Annotated in this window: 16 protein-coding genes; 11 read left to right on the top strand and 5 right to left on the bottom strand. The window is 64.1% G+C overall.

The window, feature by feature from the left end; translation table 11 throughout:
• The first annotated feature begins 42 nt into the window (after window positions 1–42).
• The gene (locus tag F0185_RS26895; RefSeq protein WP_167229864.1) at window positions 43–840 is read left to right on the top strand and encodes a carbon-nitrogen hydrolase family protein; all 798 of its coding nucleotides are present in this window, start codon (window positions 43–45) and stop codon (window positions 838–840) included.
• An 82-nt stretch (window positions 841–922) separates the two neighbouring features.
• Complete coding sequence (gene tldD / locus F0185_RS26890; RefSeq protein WP_167229861.1) at window positions 923–2,383, top strand: metalloprotease TldD; 1,461 nt, start codon at window positions 923–925, stop codon at window positions 2,381–2,383.
• A 117-nt stretch (window positions 2,384–2,500) separates the two neighbouring features.
• Here the strand turns inward: tldD and F0185_RS26885 are convergent, their stop codons facing one another.
• Together F0185_RS26885 and F0185_RS26880 are read right to left on the bottom strand one after the other, a co-directional pair.
• Window positions 2,501–5,167 (bottom strand): TonB-dependent receptor, encoded by a 2,667-nt coding sequence (locus F0185_RS26885; RefSeq protein ID WP_167229858.1) that lies wholly within the window; start codon window positions 5,165–5,167, stop codon window positions 2,501–2,503.
• 94 nt (window positions 5,168–5,261) lie between these two features.
• Window positions 5,262–8,111 (bottom strand): TonB-dependent receptor, encoded by a 2,850-nt coding sequence (locus F0185_RS26880; RefSeq protein WP_167229855.1) that lies wholly within the window; start codon window positions 8,109–8,111, stop codon window positions 5,262–5,264.
• 486 nt (window positions 8,112–8,597) lie between these two features.
• On the opposite strand from F0185_RS26880, the gene aroG reads away from it, so the two are divergent.
• From aroG to F0185_RS26850, 6 genes are all read left to right on the top strand, one after another.
• Entirely contained in the window at window positions 8,598–9,659 is a 1,062-nt protein-coding gene (gene aroG / locus F0185_RS26875) for a 3-deoxy-7-phosphoheptulonate synthase AroG (RefSeq protein ID WP_167229852.1), read from the top strand.
• 608 nt (window positions 9,660–10,267) lie between these two features.
• Window positions 10,268–13,165, top strand: coding sequence for a TonB-dependent receptor plug domain-containing protein (locus F0185_RS26870; RefSeq protein ID WP_167229850.1), 2,898 nt, complete (start codon window positions 10,268–10,270; stop codon window positions 13,163–13,165).
• A gap of 216 nt (window positions 13,166–13,381) precedes the next feature.
• Entirely contained in the window at window positions 13,382–14,335 is a 954-nt protein-coding gene (gene ispH, locus F0185_RS26865) for a 4-hydroxy-3-methylbut-2-enyl diphosphate reductase (protein ID WP_167229847.1), read from the top strand.
• Window positions 14,336–14,360: 25 nt separating this feature from the next.
• Window positions 14,361–14,729, top strand: a complete 369-nt coding sequence (locus F0185_RS26860) for a hypothetical protein (protein WP_167229844.1) — start codon at window positions 14,361–14,363, stop codon at window positions 14,727–14,729.
• Window positions 14,730–14,797: 68 nt separating this feature from the next.
• Complete coding sequence (locus tag F0185_RS26855) at window positions 14,798–15,487, top strand: COG1470 family protein (protein ID WP_167229841.1); 690 nt, start codon at window positions 14,798–14,800, stop codon at window positions 15,485–15,487.
• On the top strand, window positions 15,480–16,523 hold the full coding sequence (locus F0185_RS26850) for a polyprenyl synthetase family protein (RefSeq protein WP_223164588.1): 1,044 nt from the start codon (window positions 15,480–15,482) through the stop codon (window positions 16,521–16,523). The genes F0185_RS26855 and F0185_RS26850 overlap by 8 nt, the downstream gene beginning before the upstream one ends.
• On the opposite strand, the gene F0185_RS26845 is transcribed toward F0185_RS26850, so the two are convergent.
• The gene (locus F0185_RS26845; RefSeq protein ID WP_167229836.1) at window positions 16,499–18,022 is read right to left on the bottom strand and encodes an NAD(P)/FAD-dependent oxidoreductase; all 1,524 of its coding nucleotides are present in this window, start codon (window positions 18,020–18,022) and stop codon (window positions 16,499–16,501) included. The genes F0185_RS26850 and F0185_RS26845 overlap by 25 nt on opposite strands.
• A gap of 171 nt (window positions 18,023–18,193) precedes the next feature.
• On the opposite strand from F0185_RS26845, the gene F0185_RS26840 reads away from it, so the two are divergent.
• Entirely contained in the window at window positions 18,194–18,358 is a 165-nt protein-coding gene (locus F0185_RS26840) for a hypothetical protein (protein ID WP_167229833.1), read from the top strand.
• Window positions 18,359–18,396: 38 nt separating this feature from the next.
• On the opposite strand, the gene F0185_RS26835 is transcribed toward F0185_RS26840, so the two are convergent.
• On the bottom strand, window positions 18,397–18,720 hold the full coding sequence (locus F0185_RS26835) for an NTF2 fold immunity protein (RefSeq protein ID WP_167229830.1): 324 nt from the start codon (window positions 18,718–18,720) through the stop codon (window positions 18,397–18,399).
• Window positions 18,721–19,003: 283 nt separating this feature from the next.
• Here F0185_RS26835 and F0185_RS26830 point away from each other — a divergent pair, with 283 nt between their 5' ends.
• The gene (locus F0185_RS26830) at window positions 19,004–19,378 is read left to right on the top strand and encodes a helix-turn-helix domain-containing protein (protein WP_167229827.1); all 375 of its coding nucleotides are present in this window, start codon (window positions 19,004–19,006) and stop codon (window positions 19,376–19,378) included.
• Window positions 19,378–20,604: a type II toxin-antitoxin system HipA family toxin gene (locus tag F0185_RS26825; RefSeq protein WP_167229825.1), complete on the top strand. Its 1,227-nt coding sequence runs from the start codon at window positions 19,378–19,380 to the stop codon at window positions 20,602–20,604. Before F0185_RS26830 ends, F0185_RS26825 begins: the two co-directional genes overlap by 1 nt.
• A gap of 99 nt (window positions 20,605–20,703) precedes the next feature.
• On the opposite strand, the gene F0185_RS26820 is transcribed toward F0185_RS26825, so the two are convergent.
• Window positions 20,704–23,322: a TonB-dependent receptor gene (locus tag F0185_RS26820; RefSeq protein ID WP_167229822.1), complete on the bottom strand. Its 2,619-nt coding sequence runs from the start codon at window positions 23,320–23,322 to the stop codon at window positions 20,704–20,706.
• Between the last annotated feature and the right edge of the window lie 264 nt (window positions 23,323–23,586).

Below are 23,586 nucleotides of genomic sequence, written 5' to 3'. Positions count from 1 at the left end.
AGAACGACTGACGCAACAGAACGACCGACCGGAGAGCGAGACATGACGAGCGTGGCCGCAGTACAGATGATCAGCACCCCCGATGTCGCCGAGAATATCGCCACGGCGCGCCGGCTGGTGGGCGAGGCGGCGGCGCGCGGCGCCACCCTGGTGACCTTGCCGGAATACTGGCCCATCATGGGCATGAGCGACACCGACAAGGTGGCCCACGCCGAGGCGCCCGGACAGGGGCCGATCCAGGCCTGCATGGCGCAACTGGCGCGCGAGCACGGCATCTGGCTGATCGGCGGCACCTTGCCGCTGGTGTCGAAGGACGCCGGGCGCGTCATGAACACCACCCTGGTGTACGACCCGCAGGGCGCGCCGGTGCAGCGCTACGACAAGATCCACCTGTTCGGCTTTACCAAGGGGCTTGAAAGCTACGACGAGGCGCGCACCATCGTGCCGGGCGAGGCGGTGGTGGCCTTCGAGGCGCCGTTCGGGCGGGTCGGCTTGTCGGTCTGCTACGACTTGCGCTTTCCCGAGCTGTACCGGGCCATGGGCGAGTGCGCGTTGATCGTGGTCACCGCCGCGTTCACCCACACCACCGGTCTTGCGCACTGGGAAGTGCTGCTGCGCGCGCGCGCCATCGAAAACCAGTGCTACGTGCTGGCCTCGGCCCAGGGCGGCACCCATGTGAACGGGCGCCGCACCTTCGGCCACAGCATGCTGATCGACCCCTGGGGCGAGGTCAAGGCGCTGCTGGAAGAGGGCGAAGGCGTCGTCAGCGGCGCGCTCGACGCCGCTTTCCTGGCGGGTGTGCGCGAAAGCTTGCCCGCACTCAAGCACAGAAAGCTGTGAACCACGCTGTGAGCTACCCTGTGAGCTACTACAACAGGCCGACTATGGCACAATGGCTGATCCACATTGAAAGACCCGCAAAATGACACCGTTCGAACCGAATCTCTCCTCCCTGGCTGTCGCGCGCGATGTGCTGCTGACGCCCTTTGGCCTCGACGAAGGCAAGCTGCTCAGCACCCTGGGCACGATGTTCACCCACAAGGTCGATTACGCCGACCTGTATTTCCAGTTCACCAAGAGTGAAGGCTGGAGCCTGGAAGAAGGCATCGTCAAGACCGGCAGTTTCTCGATCGACCAGGGCGTCGGCGTGCGCGCCGTGTCCGGCGACAAGACCGCCTTTTCGTACTCCGACGAAATCTCGGAACGCGCCCTGCTCGACGCGGCCGCGGCCACGCGCACCATTGCGCGCGCCGGCGCCGGCAAGATCAAGGTGGCGTCCTCGATGACCCCGGTGGGCGGACGCTCGCTGTACCTGCCCAACGATCCGCTGGCCTCGCTCGACGCGACCGCCAAGGTCAAATTGCTCGAACGCGTGGAAAAAATGGCACGCGCCAAAGATCCGCGCGTGGTGCAGGTCATGGCCGGCCTGGCCGGTGAATACGACGTGGTGCTGGTGGTGCGCAGCGATGGCGTGCTGGCGGCCGATATCCGTCCGCTGGTGCGGGTCTCGGTGACCGTCATCGTCGAGCAGAACGGACGGCGCGAAATGGGCTCGTCGGGCGGCGGCGGACGCTTTAACTACGGTTACTTCGACGATGTGGTGCTCGAGCGCTACGCCGACGAAGCGGTCAAGGCGGCCGTGGTCAACCTCGACGCGCGTCCGGCCCCGGCCGGGCCGATGACCATCGTGCTCGGGCCGGGCTGGCCCGGCGTGCTGCTGCACGAAGCGATCGGCCATGGCCTGGAGGGCGACTTCAACCGCAAGGGTTCGTCGGCGTTTTCGGGACGCATCGGCGAGCGCGTGGCCGCCAAGGGCGTCACCGTGGTCGATGACGGCACCCTGGCCGACCGCCGCGGTTCGCTCAATATCGATGACGAAGGCAATCCGACCCAGTGTACCACCCTGATCGAAGATGGCATCCTGAAAGGCTACATCCAGGACACCATGAACGCGCGCCTGATGAAGATGCCGGTGACCGGCAACGCGCGCCGCGAATCGTTCGCGCACCTGCCGATGCCGCGCATGACCAACACCTACATGCTCGGCGGCGACAAGGACCCGGAAGAAATCCTGGCCTCGGTCAAGAACGGCTTGTACGCGGTCAATTTCGGCGGCGGCCAGGTCGATATCACGAACGGCAAGTTCGTGTTCTCGGCCAGCGAAGCCTACATGATCGAAAACGGCAAGGTCACCTATCCGGTCAAGGGCGCGACCCTGATCGGCAACGGTCCGGACGTGCTCAACCGCGTATCGATGATCGGCAACGACATGCGCCTCGATTCGGGCGTGGGCGTGTGCGGCAAGGAAGGCCAGAGCGTGCCGGTGGGCGTGGGCCAGCCGACCCTGCGCATCGAAGACGTGATCGTGGGCGGCACCGCGTAAATCGCACGCCGTCATCGCCGGCCGTGCCGGCGATGACCTTGCTCAAGAAAGTTCCCAAGGGGGCGCACTGGTGGTGCGCCCCTTTGCGTTGGTGGCCGGCGTGTCTGCCGGCCCTACTCAGAACTTGTAGGTCGCCCTCACGTAAAACGTACGCCCGAGCGGGTCCGTGTAGCGCGGATCGTAGCCCTGCTGGAACGTTGTGCTCTGAACCGTGAAAGGCGGGTCGTCGTCCAGCAGGTTCTTCACTCCGGCCGTCACGCTGACCTTCTGGTTGGCCGTGTACGTGCCCGCCAGCGCCCAGGTCGAGTAATGTCCCACGCGCCCGGGCACCACGCCCTCGGCGTCGGGCTGGTCGTCATAGCCGGACAGGTAGCGGTTGGACAAGGTCATGTTCACCGGTCCCCGGGTCCATCCCAGGGTGGCGGTGTGGCGCCACCGAAACACCGGGCTGGCGTCCGCAAAGCGGCCCGCGTTGACCGTGAACGGCCCGTTGCGCTCGTTCTGGTAGTCGTAGCGGTCGACATAGGTGCCTTCCACGCCGAGCGTAAAGTTACCCAGCTGGTCGCGCTGCAAGCGCCACAACATGCCCAGGTCGACGCCGCGCGTCTTGACCTCGCCCAGGTTCTGGGTGATCGCCAGCACGTAATCGAGCCGGGTGCGGGCGGCATTGTAGAAATACAGGTTCTGGTATTTCTGGTATTCGCCGAAGATCGATTCTTCCGCCAATGCGCTGATCTGGTCCTTGAGCCGGATATCCCAGTAGTCGGCCGTGAGCGTCAGGTTGGTGGTCGGTTCGAGCACGACCCCGGCGCTGTAGGTGCGCGAGCGTTCAGGCTTGACCTCGGGATTGCCGCCGCCGCGGATGTTCTGCTGCTGGTCGCAGGAAATATTCGGGTTGGCCCCCGGCACCGCCTTACCGCCCGGGCACAGCACCGGATCGTTCCAGGGATTGCCGGTATTGGTGGTCGTCTGCGGTCCGTGCAGGTCGTACAGGGTGGGCGCGCGGAAGCCCTTGTTGAACGAGCCGCGCAGCAGCACCTGCTTGCTCGGTTGCCAGCGCAGCGCCACCTTGGGATTGAAGCTGTGACCGAAATCGGTATAGTCGTCGTAGCGCGCGGCCAGGTTCACTTCCAGGTCCTTGATGACCGGGATGTTGAGCTCGGTGAAGACAGCGCCGATATTGCGGCTGCCGCTCTGGTCCTGGGCGTCGGCGTAGCCGGAACTGGAGGCCTGGCTGGCCAGTTCGCGGTTGACGCGGTAATCGGCTTCGTCGCGCCGGAATTCGCCGCCGAGCGCGAAGCCGAGCGCGCCGGCGGGCAAGGTCATCAGTTCGCGGCTGGCCTTGAAGTCGATGGCGCCGCTCTTGATCTTGGCGCGCAGGTATTCGCCTTGTAGCAGCGACTGGCGCAGGTAGTCGTTGCCGGCGGGCGTTTGTTCGCCGAAGGGATTGAGCAAGCCATTGCCGACCCCTTCGATGATGCGCGCATCGACCACGTAGCCGTTGGTGAACGCGCTGCGCGCCCGCCCCACCGCATACGACAAGCCAAGGTTGTAGTCCCAGCCGCCGGCCGTGCCCTCCATGCCGGCCAGCAGGCGGTCGGTCAGGCTGACGTCGAGCCCTTCGCGCTTGCCCGTTACCAGCGGGCGCCAGCTGACGTCGAGCGGTTCGCCGGTCAGGCCGGCCACGGCGGGGGTGATGCCGGCGCCGGGGTAGAAGGGGCTGGTATTGCTCATGGTCAGGCCGATGCCGGCCAGCGGCGGCGGCGCCACGTGCGCTTCGTTGGTGCTGCGGCTGTGCAGGTATTCGAGGGTGGCCGTGTGCTCGGCGCCGATTTTTTTGCTGAAGCGGCCGAGGAAGGTTTCCTGCTTGGTCAGCGGAATCAGGTCGACGAACTGGGTCGAGTCGAAGCGGCAGTTCGGCGCGCCGCTCTGGTTGGGAATGGAGTAGGGCGGCCGGCAACCGCTGGCGTAGCTGGGATTGCCGGCAATGCCTTCGTCGGAAAAGAAGTTGGCGGGAAAGGTGGTGCCGCTGGTCTGGTACAGGCCACGCTCGGGGCGCACGCCGGTGCGCGCGAAGTCGCGGTCGGTGGCCATGAGGGTGGACTGGCGGTGAAAGTCGACAATGCCGAGCAGGTTGTAGCCGTCGGTGCCCAGGTCGCCCCAGCCGCCGGTGAAGTTGATGCGCTGCTCGTCGCCGCCGCCCGAGCCGGCCGGTTCGTGTGCTTCCACGCTCACTTCCATGCCCCGGTAGGAGCGCTTGGTGACGAAGTTGATCACGCCGCCGATGGCGTCGCTGCCGTAGATGGCCGAGGCGCCGTCGCGCAGCACCTCGACCCGTTCGAGCGCGGCCACGGGAATGATGTTCAGGTCGACCGTGTCGGCGAAGAAGGGGTGGTTGGCCAGGCGCCGGCCGTTGAGCAGCACCAGGGTCTTGTCGCTGCCGAGGCCGCGCAGGTTGGCCTCGGCGCGTCCGCCCGTGCCGGAACCGACCGACTGGCTCGAACCGACCGAGGTCTGGTTCATGGGAATGGTGGCCAGCACTTCCTGCACGGTCGAGAGGCCCTGCTTGGCGAAGTCTTCGGCGCGGATGGTGCTGATCGGCAGCGCGGTCTGGCTGGCCAGGCGCTGGCGGATCGAGGTGCCGACGATTTCGACTTTTTGCATCGGCTGCGCGCCCTCGGCGGGGGACTGGGCCTGGGCCGGCAAGGCCAGCACGCCGGCGCCGAGGAGGGCGCCGCCGGCGCACAGGCGGCGAATGGCGGCGGATAAGGCTTTTTCAATCATGGACTGCTCCGGTGGGGTGGTTAAACGGTTGGTGAAGGGATGGGGACCTCGAAGAACTGACTGCGCCACGGTTTTCCGATGCCCCCGGATGTCGCTAGAAGGTGTAACGCACGCCGGCCGTGAAGAAACGCCCGACGGCGCCGGCGTAGTCGAGCGGGTTATAGGCGGTCGCGCCGTAGGTCAGCGGGTCGAGCGGGGCGATCTTGTCGAAAATGTTTTGCGCCGACCCGAACACTTCCACCCGCGTGCTCGGCTTCCAGCGGAACGTCAGGTCGACCGTGGTGAAGGATGGCAGTTCGCAGCCGGCCGGGGCCGCATCGCCATTGGCGAGATGGCTGGCGCAACCGGCCGGGTCGTTCTTGAACAGCGTGTTCTTGAGGTCGCCCCGGTAATTCACGTTGGCCGCCACGCGCCAGGCCGCGCGCTCCCACGACAGGCCGAAGTTGACCCGGTCCTCGGGCGTGCCGACGCAGTTGGTGACATCGCAGTTGCCGTGGGTGCCGGCGAAGTCGCGCGCGCTGCCGTCCTGCTCGGTGCGCAGCCACTTGAACAGGTGGGTCCACTTGGTATTCATGGTCACTTCGCCGGTGCCGGGTCCGAAGTCGAAGCGCTGGTTCAATTCCAGGTCGGCCCCGCGCACCTCGGTGCGCGCCGAATTGACGTAGCTGGCCAGCACCGCCGTGATCGGACCGGGGTCGCCGGGACGGGTGGCGCCGCTGGGATCGCGCGCGATGCGCCCGGCCTGGATGGCGGCGTCGCTCTGCTCCTGGTTGATCTCGTTCTTGCGCTTGATTTCCCACAGGTCGAGCGCGATATTGGTGCGCTTGTACGGGTCCCACACCATGCCGACGTTGACGCTGCGCGATTTTTCGGGCGACAGCGCCGGGTTGGGCGAGGTGATGATGGCGATCGCGGCCGGGTTGCAGGCGATCTCAACCCCCAGGCTGCAGCGCAGCGGGTCGACCGCGGTGGAAAACGCGGCCAGGCCGCCGACGCCGTTTTCGGCGGTGCTCGGGGCCCGGAAGCCGCGCGCATACGTGCCGCGCAAGGCGAAGGTGCGTACCGGGGTCCATTTGACGCCGAACTTGGGATTGTAGGCGTCGCCGGCGTCGGTGTAGTGGTCGGCCCGCAGCGCGGCCGACAGTTCGACGGTCGGGTGCACTGGCGCGAGCACTTCGCCGTAGAGTGCGGCCACGTTGCGGCCGCCCTTGTAGGCCGAGTAGCCGAGGCCGATGATGTTGCCGCGTTCGGTGCCGGGAGTCGGTTCCAGTTCGGCCGTTTCGCGCCGGAATTCGCCGCCGAGCGCGATGCCGAGCGGCCCGCCCGGCAGTTGGGCCAGTTCGCGCGAGGCGAGCAGGTCGAGCTGGGCGATGCGGCTCTTGGCGTCGTTGGTCAGTGAGGGCGCCAGCGCCGCGTACAGGGCCGGCGAATTGACGCCGGCGTTTTCGGCGATGCGCCACACGCTGCCGGGCGGCAGCGCGGCATAGGCGGGGTTGGCGCTGGCCGCCGCCACATTGGCCGGACTCGGATTGAGCAGCGCGTACATGACGTCGCGCTGCAGGTAGCGGCTGCGTTCCTGGCTGACCTGGTTTTGCGAGAACAGCAGGGCGGTGTCGAGCTCCCACGGCCCCACGCTGCCCTTGACGCCGGCCAGCAAGCGCACGAAGTCGGAATCGATCTCGCTCACGCGCGGGCCCACATCGGCGGCTGTGTAACGCAGCCGCGCCGGCGTGCCGAAGTAGGGATTGTCGGGATGGGTCGCGCCCAGCATGACGTTGGCGCTGTTGACCGGGCCGCCCGGATAGCCGACCGCGCCGCTGAGCGCCGACGGCGTCGAGGACGAGGTCGATTTGCTGCGATACAGGTTCAGTTCGGCGTAGGTTTGCACCTCGGGCGTGGCCTGGAAGGTGGCGCGCCCGAAGAAATTGACCCGCTCCTGGCGCGGCTGGATCTGGTTGTACAACTGCGCCGCGTCGACCAGGCAGCCGCCGCCCGGGTCGCCCTGCGGGTGGCGCGTGAAGTTGGCGCAGGCCGCGCCCGGAAAGGTGCGGGTGAAACCCGCCCCGGCCAGGTTGCCGCGGTTGACGTAGTCGAGCGTATCGGGGTTGCGCACATTGCCGTTGATGGCGCTGCCCCCGGCGTTGTTGGCGGTGATGGCGCCGGTGCCGCCGAGCGACTCCTGGGCGCTGAAGCCCCAGGGGCGCAGGTCGCCGCGCCCGATGTACGCGCGCTCGGCGCGGTCGCGGTTCCAGATCTCGGCGCGCCGTCCGTACTCGAGGCTGGCCAGCAGGTTGTAGCGGTCGGCCTGCAGGTCGCCCTTGCCCCAGGTGAGCGAGGCGACGCCGTCGTTGCCGTCGTGCTCGCGCGACTGGCCGAAGCTGGCGCGCACGGTGGTGCCGCGAAAGTCGCGCCGCAGGATCACGTTGACCACGCCGGCGATCGCGTCCGAGCCGTAGATGGCCGAGGCGCCGTCCTTGAGCACTTCGACCCGCTCGACGGCGTCGGTGGGGATGATGTTCAGGTCGGAAAAGACTTTCTGGCCATCGTCGGCCAGGCCGTAGGGGGCCACCCGGCGCCCGTTGAGCAACACCAGGGTGGAGGCCGCGCCCAGGCCGCGCAGCGAGATGCCGGAGGCGCCGCTGGCGAAGCCGCCGCCGAAGCTCGACGGCACCGAGCCCTGGTTGTCGACCGCCAGTGTTTGCAGCAGCTCGGCCACGGTGGTCTTGCCGGAACGCTCGATATCGTTGCGGTTGAGGGTGATGACGGCGGCCGCCGTTTCGCGCGTCGCGCGCGGGATCAGGGTGCCGGTGATTTCGACGCGCGGGATGGGGGCCGGCGGCGCCGGTGCTTGCGCGCGCGCGGGGCACGCGAGCAGGGCCAAGCCGGCGGCGCCACCGCCGGCGAACAGGCCCCGCAGCGAACGGGACAAGATGGTGTGTTTCATGACAGGCTCCACAAAGCGTATGACTGCCCCGTCCGCTTTGAAAAGCCATGATCCAAGTCAATCTATCTGACTGGAAAAGTCGATCGCATTTGATCTGGCGCAAAGTCCGGCAGGGGGCTCGGTGACTGAGTTTTGCACCGGGCGCGTTTGCGCAACTGATCTGGATCAAATGTGACAAGCATCGGCGCCGCTGTTGTGGGAAAGGCGCAACCGCTTGTGCCGTGCGGTCTTGACGGACGCCGATAAAACAGCTTGCCAAATTGCAGGAATTGTTGTTATAGTCCTTGCACCACTTTCGGATCTTGCCATGCACAACGTCGTTTTCTTTACCTGCTACTTTTACTTTAGCAATTCCAACCCAAAGGCGGTGGAGTAGCGGCAGGTTCACGTAGCAACAACGAGATCTTGCAATATCCAGATAAACCGCCAGCCATGGCGGTTTTTTTTTAGCCCGACCATTTGAATGACCCAGCCACGGAGAACACCATGCCACGCACCGACGATCTACGCATCCGCGAAATGAAGGAACTGACGCCGCCTTCCCATCTGATCCGCGAGTTTGCCTGCGGCGAGCGCGCCGAGCAGACCGCGGCCGGTTCGCGCGTGGCGCTGCACCGCATCCTGCACGGCCAGGACGACCGCTTGATGGTGGTGATCGGGCCATGCTCGATCCACGATACCAAGGCCGCGATGGAATACGCGCGCCGCCTGGCCGGCGAGCGCGACCGCTTCAAGGGCGAGCTGGAAATCGTCATGCGCGTGTACTTCGAAAAGCCGCGCACCACGGTCGGCTGGAAGGGCTTGATCAACGATCCGTACATGGATAACAGTTTCCGCATCAATGACGGGCTGCGCATGGCGCGCGAGCTGCTGCGCGACATCAACGAACTCGGCTTGCCGGCCGGCACCGAATACCTCGACGTGATCAGTCCGCAGTACATCGCCGACCTGATCAGCTGGGGCGCGATCGGCGCCCGCACCACCGAGTCGCAGGTGCACCGCGAACTGGCGTCCGGCTTGTCGTGTCCGGTGGGTTTCAAGAACGGGACCGACGGCAATATCAAGATCGCGGTGGAAGCGATCAAGGCCGCTTCGCAGCCGCACCACTTCTTGTCGGTGACCAAGGGCGGCCATTCGGCAATCGTGTCGACCAACGGCAACGAGGATTGCCACATCATCCTGCGCGGCGGCAAGACGCCGAACTACGACGCCGCCAGCGTGGAACTGGCTTGCCAGCAGATCGCCGCGCAAGGCCTGGCCGCGCGCCTGATGATCGACGCCTCGCACGCCAACAGTTCCAAGAAGCCGGAAAACCAGGTGCCGGTGTGCGCCGATATCGCGGCCCAGGTGGCCGGGGGCGATGGCCGTATCGTCGGCGTGATGGTGGAGTCGCACCTGGTGGCCGGGCGTCAGGACCTGGTGCTGGGCAAGGAACTGGTGTACGGCCAGTCGATCACCGATGGCTGCATCGATTGGGACAGCAGCGTGGCCGTGCTCGAAGGCCTGGCCGAGGCGGTGCGCCAGCGCCGCCAGGGTGCGCAGGGCTGAAGCCGGCGCGACCGCGTATGCACGACGAATAAGATATGCGGATGAACCGCGCGCTTGCTGTTGCATCCGCGCGGCGTCCTGATATGGCCTCACGGCGGCGCTGCCGCCCGTTCAACATTCCCACGCCGCAACCGGCGCCCACTTTGCACGCCGCCATGCACAGCATGGCGCGCTTCGACGCGCCACTTTTCCAGCGGGCGCGGCTGTGCATTGCCAACACCTGCAATTCATTACCTTTATTCAATCACAAATTCGTGTTCCGTATGCAAGAAACTACAATGCAATCGTATGCACGCGACCACGGCTGTTGTTTATATACATATTGTGTGTTTACCGTTGACATCAATTATTCCCATATGTTTCTATCTTGGGCTTGATTGGCAGAAAAGCACAGAAGTGCGACGCCAGTTGGAGAAAGTCGCTTTAAGCGAAGTGAAGAAGTTTCAGCCGACGGAGACAGCATGACCAAGAACTCGGCTGTTGTACCTTGCACCGGCACGTATCCGCGATCCGGAACGTGGCACCGCGAGGTTCGCTACTTAAATTGATGCACCCTCCAAAAGAGATGGTGTTAATACTAATATTATATAAAATCAAGGGATTCACAAATGATGACAGAAACCGTTTTATCGCGTTCACTGCGCTTGGTCTTCTCGGGCGGTATCGCAGTCGGCCTCGGCCTTGCGGCATTGCCAGCCGTCGCCCAGACCGCTTCCCAGGACAATTCGATGCAGCGCGTCGAGATCACCGGCTCGTCGATCAAACGCGTTGCCGCTGAAACCGCGCTGCCTGTCACCATTCTTCGCCGCGAAGACATCGAGCGCACCGGCGCCACCTCCGCCCAAGACCTCGTTAACCTGATTCCCGGTAACTTCGGCGGTGGCGTCACCGCCAACAACGTCGGCGCCTCCGGCGTGCCGTCGACCGCCAACCTGCGCGCCCTGGGCGCCCGCTACACGCTGGTGCTGCTGAACGGCCGCCGCGTGGCCAACTATGCGGTCGGCAACAACCCGGTCGACTTGAATTCGATCCCGCTGTCGGCCATCGAACGCATCGAAGTGCTGCGCGACGGCGCCTCGGCCGTGTACGGCGCCGATGCGGTGGCCGGCGTGATCAACTTCATCCTGCGCAAGGATTACAAGGGCGTGGAAATGTCCGCCTACAAGACCCACGTCGACCAGGGCGGCGGCAACACCAAGAGTTTTAACATCACGGCCGGCTTCGGCGACATCGCGACCGACCGCTTCAACGTGCTGGTCAGCGCCAACCACGAAGAAAACGAAAAACTGCTTGCCTCCGACCGCAGCTTCTCGACCACCTCCGTGCGTCCCGACCTGGGCATCAACAAGTCGTCGCCGCGTAACGGCGTGCCTAACCTGAACTTCACCGACAAGCTCGGCAACGAATATGTGGGCGTGAATCCGTTCCGCTACAACGGTTGCAAGAACGACGAATTCAGCCTGGTGGTCAACAGCGAAAAAGGCTGCGGTACCGACTACGTCAAGTACATCGACCTGGTTCCCGAAGCCAAGCATACCAACCTGGTCACGCGCGGCGTGTTCAAGGTCAGCGACAGCCTGGAACTGTTCGCCGAAGCGGCCTACACCAAGGACAAGATGATCGCGGCGTCGTCGCCGGCGCCGTACACCAAGGCCATGAAGTATCCGGCCACGGGCCGCTTCTATCCGGCGAGCGTCAAACTGCCCAAGGGTCTGAAACTCCCGGCTGGCTACAAAATGCCGAACGGTACCGTCACAACCGCCGACACCGTACTTGCCGCCGACATGGATGTGGTGCCGACCGGCGAAATCGGCGGCACCTGGCGTACCGTCGCCGGTGGCGGCCGTAATGACCTGACCAAGACCGAGAACACCCGCGTCGTGGTCGGCGCCAAGGGGATGATCGCGGGCTGGGATTACGAGACCGCCCTCACTTACGGCAAGAACGAAGTGGAGATCCAGTTCGGTCCGGGCAAGTTCAGCTACGCCAAGCTCGATCCCTTGCTCGCCAAAGGCGAAATCAACGTGTTCGGTACGCAAGATGCGGCCAGCCTGGCGGCCTTGCTCGGTTCGCAGCTGAGCGGCTTTGAAAATGGCGGTAGCTCGATCTCGAAAGAGTTCGATTTCAAAATGTCCAAAGAAATTTTCAACCTGCCGGCCGGCGCGGTTGGCTTCTCGGTCGGCACCTCGTTCCGCAAGGAAGAGCTGACCCAGGTGTCGTCGGAAGTGCTGCGTAAAGGTGACGAGGTTGGCGGCGCGGGCGAAATTCCGGGCGTGACTGGCGACCGCAAAGTGTTCGGCCTGTTCTCCGAAGTCGTGGTTCCGGTCGTCAAGGACCTGGAACTGACTGCTGCTGCGCGCTACGACAAGTACAAGAATGGTTTCGGCACCGAGTTCGACAACCTGAGCCCGAAACTCGGCTTCACCTATCGCCCGAGCACCATGATCATGGCGCGCGGTTCGGTGGCGCGCGGTTTCCGCGCACCGACCCTGGTCGATAACCTCAATCCGAAGGCGCTGAACAACACCTCGTCGAACTTTAACGACCCGGTGCGCTGCCCGAACGGCGTGGAAGTAACCAGTGTGAACAAGGTCGGCGCCTTGCAGGACGAGTGCTCTGTTCAGTTGACTACCCAGAACAGCGGCAACGCGGATCTCAAGCCTGAGAAATCGAAACAGTACACCCTGGGCCTCGTATTCCAGCCAACGTCGACCATCAGCGGTTCGCTCGATTACTGGAACGTCAAGATCGATAAATCGATCAACGCCATGTCCGAAAACACGGTGTTCGGCGATCCGGTGGCCAATCTGGGCCAGTTCTATCGCTACGACCCGAAAATCCAGAAGCAGTATGAGGATGACAAGGCGTTGGCTGAGCTAAACAACTTGCCACCGCCTCCAGTGCCGGTCGGCGGCAGTGATTTGCCTTATAAAGCCAATGCCAACAAGGACTTCCCGCTTGCTTACGTTGCCCTGCCACGTGTAAACACCGGTAAGTTCTATGCGGCTGGTGTCGATCTGAACCTGAATTATCGCCAGAAGTTCGGTGACATGGGCACGCTGGGTGCGAACTACGATTCGACTTACTATACCAAGCACGGCTATCAGTATGAAGGCGAAAAGGAAGTCAGCGACCTGGGCAACTTCAAGGATTTCGGCCCGACCCCGCGTTATCGCCACACCTTGGGCCTGACCTACGGCGTTGGTCAATGGACCGGCTCGCTCACCCACAATTACACCAAAGGTTACTGGGACTACACCGATCCGTCGCTGATCGCCGCGACCTACCCGGAGCTGCGCAAGGTCGACAACTACTCGACCTTCGATGCCACCTTGGGCTGGAAACCGATGAAAAACCTGAGCATGACATTTGGCGTAAAAAACATCGCCGACGAAGATCCACCATCGTCGCGCAATGGCGCCAACTTCCAGGTCGGTTACGACGCCTCGTTCACCAACCCGCTCGGTCGCACGTTCTACGCACGTCTGAACTACAAGTTCCTGTAATTGCCGCCGTGCGCGGCGGTTGACAGACAGCCATCGCGTACTGTTGTAAGAAACTTGTAGGGCGTTAAAAACCCCGCCGGACTTCGTGTCCGGCGGGGTTTTTTCTTGGGCGTTTGTGTTTGCGAAATATCACCAGCTTGATTTGGCGCAAGCTCGCCCGACCTCACGCACGTAAGCTCTAAAGCGGACTGATCCAGTCTTCGCTCCGGAGGACGTATGCAAATCGTGTTGGCCAATCCGCGTGGCTTTTGCGCCGGGGTCGAGCGGGCCATCGACATCGTCGAACGCGCCCTCGACGTGTTCGGCGCGCCGGTCTATGTGCGCCACGAAATCGTGCATAACCGCCATGTGGTCGCTGCGCTGCGCGAGCGCGGCGCGGTATTCGTCGACGAACTGGCGCAGGTGCCCGAGCACAGCATCGTGGTGTTCAGCGCGCACGGCATCGCGCCCGAGGTCGCGGCCGAGGCGCGCCAGCGCGGCCTGCACGTGTTCGACGCCACCTGTCCGCTGGTCGGCAAGGTGCACATGGAAGTAGCGCGCCACGCGCGCGCCGGCCGCGAAGTGGTCCTGATCGGCCACGAAGGGCATCCCGAAATCATCGGCACGCTCGGCCACTACAGCGGCGCGGGCGCACGCGCCATCTACGTCGTCGGCACCGCCGAGGAAGCCGCGCGGCTCCAGGTGCAGGACGGCACGCGCCTGGCGTACGCCACCCAGACCACGTTTTCGATCGACGACATCAAGCCGATCCTGCAAACGCTGCAAGCACGCTTTCCGGCGCTGCTCGGGCCGCGCAAGGAAGACATCTGCTACGCCACCCAGAACCGCCAGTCGGCCGTCAAGGAACTGGCCGCCATCTGCGACCTGATCCTGGTGATCGGTTCGCCCGCCAGCGCCAATTCGCAGCGCCTGCGCGAGATCGCCGCCCAGCAGCAAGTGGACGCCCATCTGATCGATCACGCCGACCAGTTGCAGCGCGCGTGGTTCGAGGGCCGGCGCTGCGTCGGCATCACCTCCGGCGCCTCGACCCCCGAAGTGCTGCTCGGGCAGGTGGTGGCGCGCCTGGAAGAGTGGGGCGCCGGCCCGGTGCTCAATCGGCCCGGCGTGCGGGAACATGTCGTGTTCGCCCTGCCGCGCGAACTGGCCGGCGCCGCGCGCTCCGCAACCTGAACTTTACCCTGTAAGGAGAACCATCATGCCCGAACAAACCCTCTCGATCACGTCCTGGCCGAAACAATCGGCCCAGCTCGAACACACCTTCAAACTCGACAAGCCGTGCCCGGTCTCGATCTCGTTCGAGCCGGCGCCGGCCAACGTGACGCTATCAAGCGACCCGCAGCGTCCGCTCCAGGTCAGCATGAACATGCAGCTGGTCGCGCGCGAGCCGGTACCGGTGTGCATCACCGTGTGCGAACCGATCTGCGCGCGTAGCGATTACACCATCGGCATCGAGGTGTTCGGCAACCCGTTTGCCAGCATTTCGGTGCGCGGCACCACGCGCCTGTTCGCCTGCCGCGACGATACGCCGACGCCGACGCCGACGCCGGTGCCGGTGCCGGGCTGAGGTCGCTGGCGAGGCCCGATCATCCCCGCTTTTACAACCGTTATCACCATCATCAGGAGCTGTGAGCAATGCCAAGCAATGAAAGCGACAACATCAGCATGAGCCGGGCCGAACTCGATTACCTGGTGCGCATGGCCGGTACCACCTCGCGCATCGTGCAGCAGGCCGCCTCGACACTGGAAGAGGAAATCGCCCTCGGCGTGGCCGCCGCCAAACGGGTCGAAATGCGTTTCGTGGATGTGGAAAAACTGCGCGCCGGCGACCCCGCCGACGTCATGCAGCGCTTCCGCCGCGATGCGCACGAGGTGGTCGACATCCTGCTCGACATGGTGGTCTTGGCCAGCAATTCGCTCGGTGCGCTGTCGGAGCGGGTGGTCACGGTGCGCCCCGGCGGCGCGGCGGCGCCGAAACAAGGCGGCGACGCCACCGCATCGCTCACCATGCCGCAGCCGATCGCGCCGGGCGGCTCGCTGAGCGTGCCGATGACCCTGGAAAACGCGGCCGATGTGCCGACCGCGACCTTGCGCTTCCACTGCTCCGACCTGCTCAGCGAAAGCGGCGCCCGTCTGGCGGCGGTCCAGATCGGTTTCGCGCCGGAGGAGTTGTCCATCCCCGCGCGCGGCTCGGCCACGGTGCTCATTACCGTCAGCGTGCCGCCCGATGCGGCGCCGGGCACCTATTCCGGGCTGCTGCTGGCCAGCCAGCTGGACCAGGTGCGCGCCGTGCTCACCGTGCGGGTCGAGTCGCCCGGTGAGTGAGGCGGCCGGACGGTCCCGTTTTGTCGAGGCCAGCCTGGCGCGCTACAAGGAACTGACCATGGCGCGCCTGCTGGAATACCTGCCCAGCAAGGAGCCGCGGCGCTATCTGTACGACCTGTTGCCGGTGTATCCGCTGCGCTCGGGCAAAGGCTTGCGCCCGGCGCTGTGCATCGCCGCCTGCTGCGCGTTTGGCGGCGAGGTGCGGCGGGTGCTCGAGTCGGCCGTCGCCATCGAGCTGTACCACAATGCCTTCCTGATCCACGACGACATCGAAGACGGCAGCGAAAGCCGGCGCGGACTGCCTACCCTGCAGGCCGACCAGGGCCTGGCGGTCGCGCTCAACGTGGGCGACGCCATGCAGGTGCTGTGCATCCGCCTGCTGCTCAACAACCTGGGCATCGTCGGCCCGCAGCTGACCTGGCGCATCGTCAACGAGATCGAACACATGGTGTGCCAGACGGTGGAAGGCCAGGCGCTGGAACTGGGCTGGGTGCGCGACAACGTGGCCGAGCTGAGCGAAGAAGACTACCTGCGCATGGTGCTCAAGAAAACCTGCTGGTACACCTGCATGCACCCGCTGCGCATCGGCGCCCTGGTCGCCGGCGGCGGGGCCATCGCGCTCGAGCGCTTCGACCGCTTCGGCTATTACATGGGGGCGGCGTTCCAGATCCAGGACGATATCCTCAACCTCGACGCCGACGAGGGCAAATACGGCAAGGAAATCAACGGCGATCTCTGGGAAGGCAAGCGCACGCTGATGCTGATCCACACCGTCGGGCATGCCAGCGACGGAGAGAAACAACGCATCCGGGATTTTCTGTCGGTGCCGCGCGCCGCGCGCCGGCAAGCCGAGGTCGATTGGCTGCGCGCCACGATGGACAAGTACGACAGCATCGCCCATGCGCGCAGCAGCGCGCGCCAGCTGGCCGGCGCGGCCCTGCACGAATTCGACCAGCACTTCGGCGCGCTGCCCGACTCCGAGCACAAGCGCTTCTTGCGCGAGGTGGTGCTTTACATGATCGAGCGCGATTTGTAATCGGCATCGATCGGCGTGATCGCCTGGGCGGCGGGGCGCAGCAGCGCGCCGGCCATGCCGCCGCCCAGTTCCAGCGCGCTGCCGGCCACCCCCATGCCCCAGGCCAGCGCGGCGCGCGGATCGGCTGCCATCGACACGGCCACGCCGGCCGCCGCCGTGCCGGTTTGCAGGCCGATGCGCACGCAGTGGGCGCGCCCGCGCAGCAGGTGTTTCGCGCCCATCCCGGCCAGCGACAACAGCGCCTGCAAGGCGCTCTTGCGCACGATGTCGGCGCCCAGCACGCGGCGCGCCGGCACCAGCCCGGCCAGCACCCCGCCGGTGATCTCGGCATAGGCCGGGTCGACGCGGGCGCGCGCCACGATGATGTGCAAGGCCTCGAGCCACACCGGGGTCAGGTGGCGGTTGCGGATCAGTTGCACGAGCAGGCGCGCCAGCGCCATGTCGAAACGCAGCTCGCGTTCGATGCGCTGCGCGTAGGGCAGCAGGCTGGGCTGCGAAAAGTCGTTGCGCGCGCGCGCCGCGAGCAGGGTCTCGGCGGCCCAGCGCCCGCTCAGCATGGCGTACTGGATGCCTTCGCCATTGAGCGGGTTGATCAGTCCGGCGGCGTCGCCCGCCAGCAGCACCCGTTCGCCCACGCAGGGCAGGGCGGCGTCGTAGGTGGTCAGCGGCCAGCCGACCAGCGGAGCGCGCAGTTGCGCGCCGCCGAGGCGTGCGCGCAGGGCCGGGTCGCCAGAGATCAGGTCGAGCATCAGCTGGCGCAGGTGTTCCTCATTGCGCGGCAGGGTTTCGCGCACCATGCCGATGCCGACATTGGCCGAGTGCGGGCCGGTGGGGAACAGCCAGTAATAGCCGGGGAAGGTTTCGTTGGAAAAGTACAGGTCGCAGCGGTTGCCCGTGTCCGGCAAGCCGTCCAGGTAGCCGCGCATGGCGATGATGCGGTTGCGGTCCGGCACGGCGTGGCCGCGCAGCAGGCGCGCCACCACCGAACTGCTGCCGTCGGCGCCGATCAGGGCTTGCGCGCGCAGGGTGGCCGGCCCGGCCGGGCCTTTGAGGCTCACGCACACGCCGTCGGGCTCGATCGCGAAGCCTTGCACGCGGGTGTTTTCGATCACCCGGGCGCCGGCGGCGCGCGCCCGCTCAAGGATCCATTGGTCGAGCGCCTTGCGTTCGATGACCCGGCCGTGCGCGGGCATGCCGGGCATGCGCGGGATGGGATGGGTGATCAAGTGGCGCCCGTTCAGGTACAGCGCGGCCTCGTCGATGATATTCGTTTGCCGGAACGCGGGCAGCCCGGCGATGCCCAGGCTGTGCAGTTCGAGCAGGGCGGCCGGGCCGACGAAGTCGCCGCAGACTTTATCGCGCGGGAATTGCTGGTGGTCGATCAGGATGACGGAAAAGCCGGCGTCGGCCAGATGGGCGGCAGCGGATGCGCCCGCCGGGCCGGCGCCCGCGATGATCACGTCGCCATCGCGGGCGGCGCCAATTTTCAGAGTCAGCATGGTCACGGTCCGGGGATGGGAATCTTTCAGTATCGGAGGAAGAGGAGCTCGCTTCATGATCTTGCGCAAAGTTGCTTGCGGTATCGATCTGTATTTGATGTATCTCGGTGCGTCGCTATCCGTACTTGCTATGAAAACGAAGATTCTTATCCTGACGCCTCGACCCGGCTCTTGATCGAGCTGGCCAATGGGCAACCGGAGATTCTCAAGACCCTGGCCGGGCGCGCCGGCGTCACACTGCCTTTGTGGAAAGAGCGTTGCGACGATGAGCAGCGAGTGAAAGGCGGCCGGCGTCTGGCCAGCGTCTCAAGGCGCGCCACCATCGCACACGGGTAAGCGATCACCCGGGTGGCCCCTGTAGCCTTGCCTGAAACTCATTTGCCGTGACTTACCCGCAGTATCGTGCCGTTAGTCCTGGAGATATCGATCACCGCGACGCCCCCATACATGTTCGGCGGCAAGGTGCCGCTGACGATCCACACCCCATCCTTCAATGTCGCGATGAACGGCGCTTCGCCCTTGATTTTGCTTGCACCGTAAATTGGTGACAGTACCGCGATGGCAATGGTCACCGCTGTCGCCGCATCGGGAACATAGCCCTGCGCGGGCATGTAGGAATGGCGCGCCGGTTCATCGGCCCCGGTCAGGGCGCTCCCGCAGGTGGCGAGCACGATGAGACTGGCGAGAATGCACTTCATGGGTAAAGGCTCCAGTGTTAAGGGAAGGGGGGGATGTTCAGTACTTACAATTGCTCATGCTTCCATTCGGCACGCAGGCCCGGGCGACCTTACCATTTCATGGTACTTGGGCAATTTTAACGGACCCGGACCGACACGATCAAACTGATAACATTTCCCGCGATAGTAAGCTGTTCCTGCTTTTTTGGGAACAACGCGGGAAGATGTGTGTCCACTCTATAAAATATCAAAATCGATGTATTATATAAAGAATCCTTTCATCTTTTATCAAATATGATATTTTATGAGATTGCTTGGCGTGTTCGTCCGCCAAGTTGGCGATTGGGAGGGGGCAATGTTGGAATTTTCGCTGGCAACCGAAAAAGAGATTCGTGAAGAGCTGACCGCGCGCCTCAGGCAGCGACGGCTTATCAAAGGGATTACCCTGGAAACGTTAGCCGAGCGCGCCGGGATGGGCAAGGCCACGCTGCAACGGCTGGAGACGGGTGGCGATTGCACGTTCGAAAACTTTATTCGTGCTGTGCTGGCGCTTGGCATGGCAAGCGAGCTGCAGGACAGCTTCGCTTTGAAAAGCCTGTCGATTGCGCAAATGGAGCGTGACGCTGAACACGGAAAGCGCATGCGCGCACCGCGCAAGCTGAGGCCTAAGGGACGCTGATGCAAAAGCTACAGGTGCAATTTTGCGGATGGGGGCAGTCGTGGCCGCTGGGCTATATCGCAAGCGACGGCCGCCAGGTGGTGTTCGAGTACTCGCCCGAGGCACGCGCCAAGGGCGTCGAGTTGTCCCCGATCCGCATGCCTTTGTCGGTAGACAGCTACAGAGATTTTCCGAGGGAGCAACTCCAGCTACCTGGCTTGCTCGCCGATGCACTACCGGACGGATGGGGCTTGCTTCTCATGGACCGGTTTTTCAAGAAACACTTCCAAAAGCGCGCGCATGAGATCTCGGCGCTGGACAGATTAGCCTTCATTGGAAGCCGCGCGCTGGGCGCCCTCAGCTTTTCGCCGGCGACGGACATTGCACTCACACCGCAGGATGTGAAACTGGTCGACCTTGCGAAGGAAATCCAGCTTGTTGTTGCCGATAAGGATACTGCGGCGTTGAAACAGCTGATCCTGCTCGGCGGCTCGCCGCACGGCGCCCGGCCAAAAGTGCTGGTGCAGTACGACGCGACGTCAGGAATCATCAGCACATTGGAAGATGGGCCGGGTACGCCGTGGCTGGTGAAGTTTCCTGGGCAAGATGAGCACAAGGAAGTCTGCGCAATTGAACATGCCTATTCCGAAACCGCCCGCGACTGCGGCCTGGATGTGCCGGCGACCAGGCATTTTGTGCTGGGGCCCAAAACGGCCGCATTTGGCATCGAACGGTTTGACCGCGCTGACGCAATGAAGGTGCCCGTTCACACGCTGGCGGGGGCCTTGAATCTGAATTTCCGCCTTCCGAATACCGGTTATGAAACCTTGCTGCGGACAACGCGCGCCTTGACACTGAGTGAGCCCGAAGTGCTCAAGGCGTACGAGCGGTGCGTCTTCAATGTCGTATTCAACAATCGGGACGACCACACCAAGAATTTCTCCTTCAGGATGGATGAGTCGCTGACATGGGCGCTTGCCCCGTGTTACGACCTGACGTATTGCCACGGTCCTGCCGGACATCACCAGATGGATGTCGACGGCGAAAGCCTTCATCCGGCAAAAGTGCATTTGCTAAAGCTTGCTGAGCGCAATGGCATCGCACTGGAGCGTGCCCGCAGTGCCATTGAGCGCATTGTATCGATTGCGCTGACGTTCGACCGTGTTCTCGCAGACTATCCAATGCGCAAAGCGACGCGCGCCGCGATCGCAAGCACGGTCGCTGCAAATTGCGCGCGCATGGTGTGAGCGGCGCAAGCCCGATTCGCCGCGCCGGCGCGCGCACGAAAAAAAACCGCCAGACTCGCATCCGGCGGTTTTTTGGTCAGCCTGGAAGGCTAAGAGCGCTTAAAACGCGTAGCTGGCGCGCAGGTACACCGCGCGTCCGATCGGATCGCTGAAGCGCGGATCGTAGCCCTTCTGGAACAGGGTGCCCTGGTTCGAGAACGGCGGCTGTTCGTCGAGCAGGTTTTTCAGGCCGGCGGTCAGGGTCAGGCCCTTGATGCCGCTGTAGCTGCCCGACAGGTTCAGCAGGCTGTAGGCCTCGACCTTGTGCTTGAACTCCGGCTCGACCTGGTTCTGATCCTGGTACGCGGACTTGAACGATTGCGACAGGGTCGCGCCCCACGGGCCGCTGTTCCAGTTCAGCGCGGCGGTGTGCTGCCAGCGGAACACCGGCGCCATGTCGGCGTAGCGGCCCACGTTGTGGATGAACTCGCCATTGCGCTCGTTCTGGTAGTCGTACTTGTGCACGTAGGTGCCGTCCACCGTCACGGTGAAGTTGCCGACGCTGGTGCGCGGCAGGCGCAGGGTGGCGCTCAGGTCGACGCCGTCGGTCTTGACTTCGCCCAGGTTGTTGAGGAAGTCTTCGATCGCGTTCGGCGAGCCGTCCGGATTACGCAGGAACAAGGCTTTGTACTTTTCGTAGTTGCCGTAGATGGTTTGTTCCGGCAGGGCGGCGATCTTGTCCTTCAACTGGATGTTCCAGTAGTCGGCGGCGATCGTCACGCTCGGGATCGGCTCGATCACGGCGCCGAAGGAGAACGACTTCGATTTTTCCGGCTTCAGGTTGATATTTCCGCCTTGCAGCTTGAACTGTTGCAGGTCGCAATCGCGCAGCGGATTCGAGCCTGGCTGCGGCTTGCCGCCCGGGCACAGGATCGGATCGCTGTAGCTGTCGTTGGTATCGTTGCGCGACGGCGGACCGTTCTTTTCGAACAGGGTCGGCGCGCGGAAGCCCGTGCTGGCCGAACCGCGCACCAGCAACTGCGGGGTCGGCTGGTAGCGCAGGCCGATCTTCGGGTTGGTGGTGTTGCCGACGTCGCTGTAACGGTCGTACCTGGCCGCCAGCTGCACTTCCAGTTCCTTGGTGAACGGCAGGTTCAGCTCGGTGAACACGGCCTGGATATTGCGCGAACCGGTTTTCGACAGCGAACCCGACAAGCCCGAGCTCGACGCCTGCGACGCGATCGCGCGGTTGACGTTGAAGTCGGCCGTCTCGCGCCGGATCTCGGTGCCCACCGCCACCGCCATCTGGCCGCCGCCCATGGCCATGATGTCGCGGCTGGCCTTGAAGTCGAAGCTGGTGTTCTTCACTTCGGCGCTCTGGACGCGTCCGCGCAGGGCGGTGCTGTCCAGGTAAGCCTTGCCGGCCGCATCCTGCAGCGCGAACGGGTTGAGGATGCCATTGGCCACGCCGGCCGCGAACGAGGCGTCGGCCACGTAGCCGTTGACAAAATCTTCGCTCGACTTGGAAATCGAGTGCGCCAGGCCGCCCTTGTAATCCCAGCCCGCCAGCAAGCCTTCCATGCCGAGCACCACGCGGTCGGCCTTGCCGGTCGAATCGATGGTGCGCTGGCCCGCTTCGGTCGGACGCCAGTTGACCGACAGCGGCTGGCCGGACACGCCGGTCTTCGGATAGTACTTGCTGGTGTTCGGCAGGATCAGGCCGGTCTGCGGCGGCGGCGCGGTGCGCGAGGTCACGTCGTTTTGCGAATGCAAGAATTCCAGGGTGGCCAGGTGGTCGGCGCCGAGCTTCATGCTGCCGCGCGCGAACAGGGCCAGTTGCTCCTGGTCGGGCATGCTGTCGATCTGGCGCGTGTAATCCTGGCGGCAGATGCCGGCCGCGTTCGGTACCGAGAAGGGCGGATTGCAACCGGTGGCCCAGCCCGGATTGCCGGACTTGTCGGCGCCCGCATCGTAGTAGTTGCCGGGGAAGGTAGTGCCGGAAGTGAGGTTCAGGCCGCGGCTGGCGACGATGCCGGTTTTGGAAAATTCGCGCTGCTGCGAATTGATCGATGTTTGCTCGTGCCAGTCGACGACGCCGAAGACGTTGAAGCCGTCCTTGTCGAGGTTGCCGAAGCCGCTGGACAGGTTGACGCGCTTTTCATCGCCGCCGTCCTTGCGCGGACGCACGATTTCGCCGGTGATGGTGGTGGTGGTGACCGAGCGCTTGGTGATGAAGTTGATCACGCCGCCGATGGCGTCGGTGCCGTAGATGGCCGAGGCGCCGTCGCGCAGCACTTCGACCCGGTCGAGGGCGGACAGGGGAATCATGTTCAGGTCGACGCTGGAGCTGTCGTACGGGTGGTTGGCGAGGCGCCGGCCGTTGAGCAGCACCAGGGTCTTGTCGCCGCCCAGGCCGCGCAAGTCGGCGCTGGCCTGGCCGCCGGTCGGCAGGCCGCTGCTGTTGCCGCCAACGACGTTGCCGCTGCCCATGGTGCTCTGGTTCGAGGGAATGCGCGAGAGCGCTTCCTGGGCCGTGGTCAATCCCTGCTTGATGAACTCGTCGGCTTTGATGATGGAGAGCGGGTTGGCGGTTTCGCTTTGAATGCGCTTGATCGACGATCCGGTGATCTCGACGCGTTGCATTGGCTGGCCGTCCTGTGCGAACGCCGTGCCTGCAAAACCGCCGCCGGCTGCAAACATCGCGCCCAACGACAGGGATAATACGGTTGGCTTCATCATGCTGTTCAACTCCATCCAAAAGTGAGAGGGGACTATAGAATCATCAGTAACTGCGGGTGTCAATCGAACAAGATTGGGTTTGATCGAAATACAACGAAAATAGATAAATTGTTTAGCTTGATTGCAAAGTAAGCTTCCAGTCAGCAAGCATGTTCCTGCGGGAATTGTCTGCTGCGCTGCAACACAAACGCCCGCTGCGCATATACATATGAACAAGACGCGCATGAAAAAGGGCAGTGCCTGAGCACCGCCCCTGTGGTTTGT

The sequence above is a fragment of the Massilia rubra genome (assembly GCF_011682065.1).
Lineage (GTDB): Bacteria > Pseudomonadota > Gammaproteobacteria > Burkholderiales > Burkholderiaceae_D > Telluria_A > Telluria_A rubra.
This window is presented reverse-complemented; position numbering and strand designations above follow the sequence as displayed.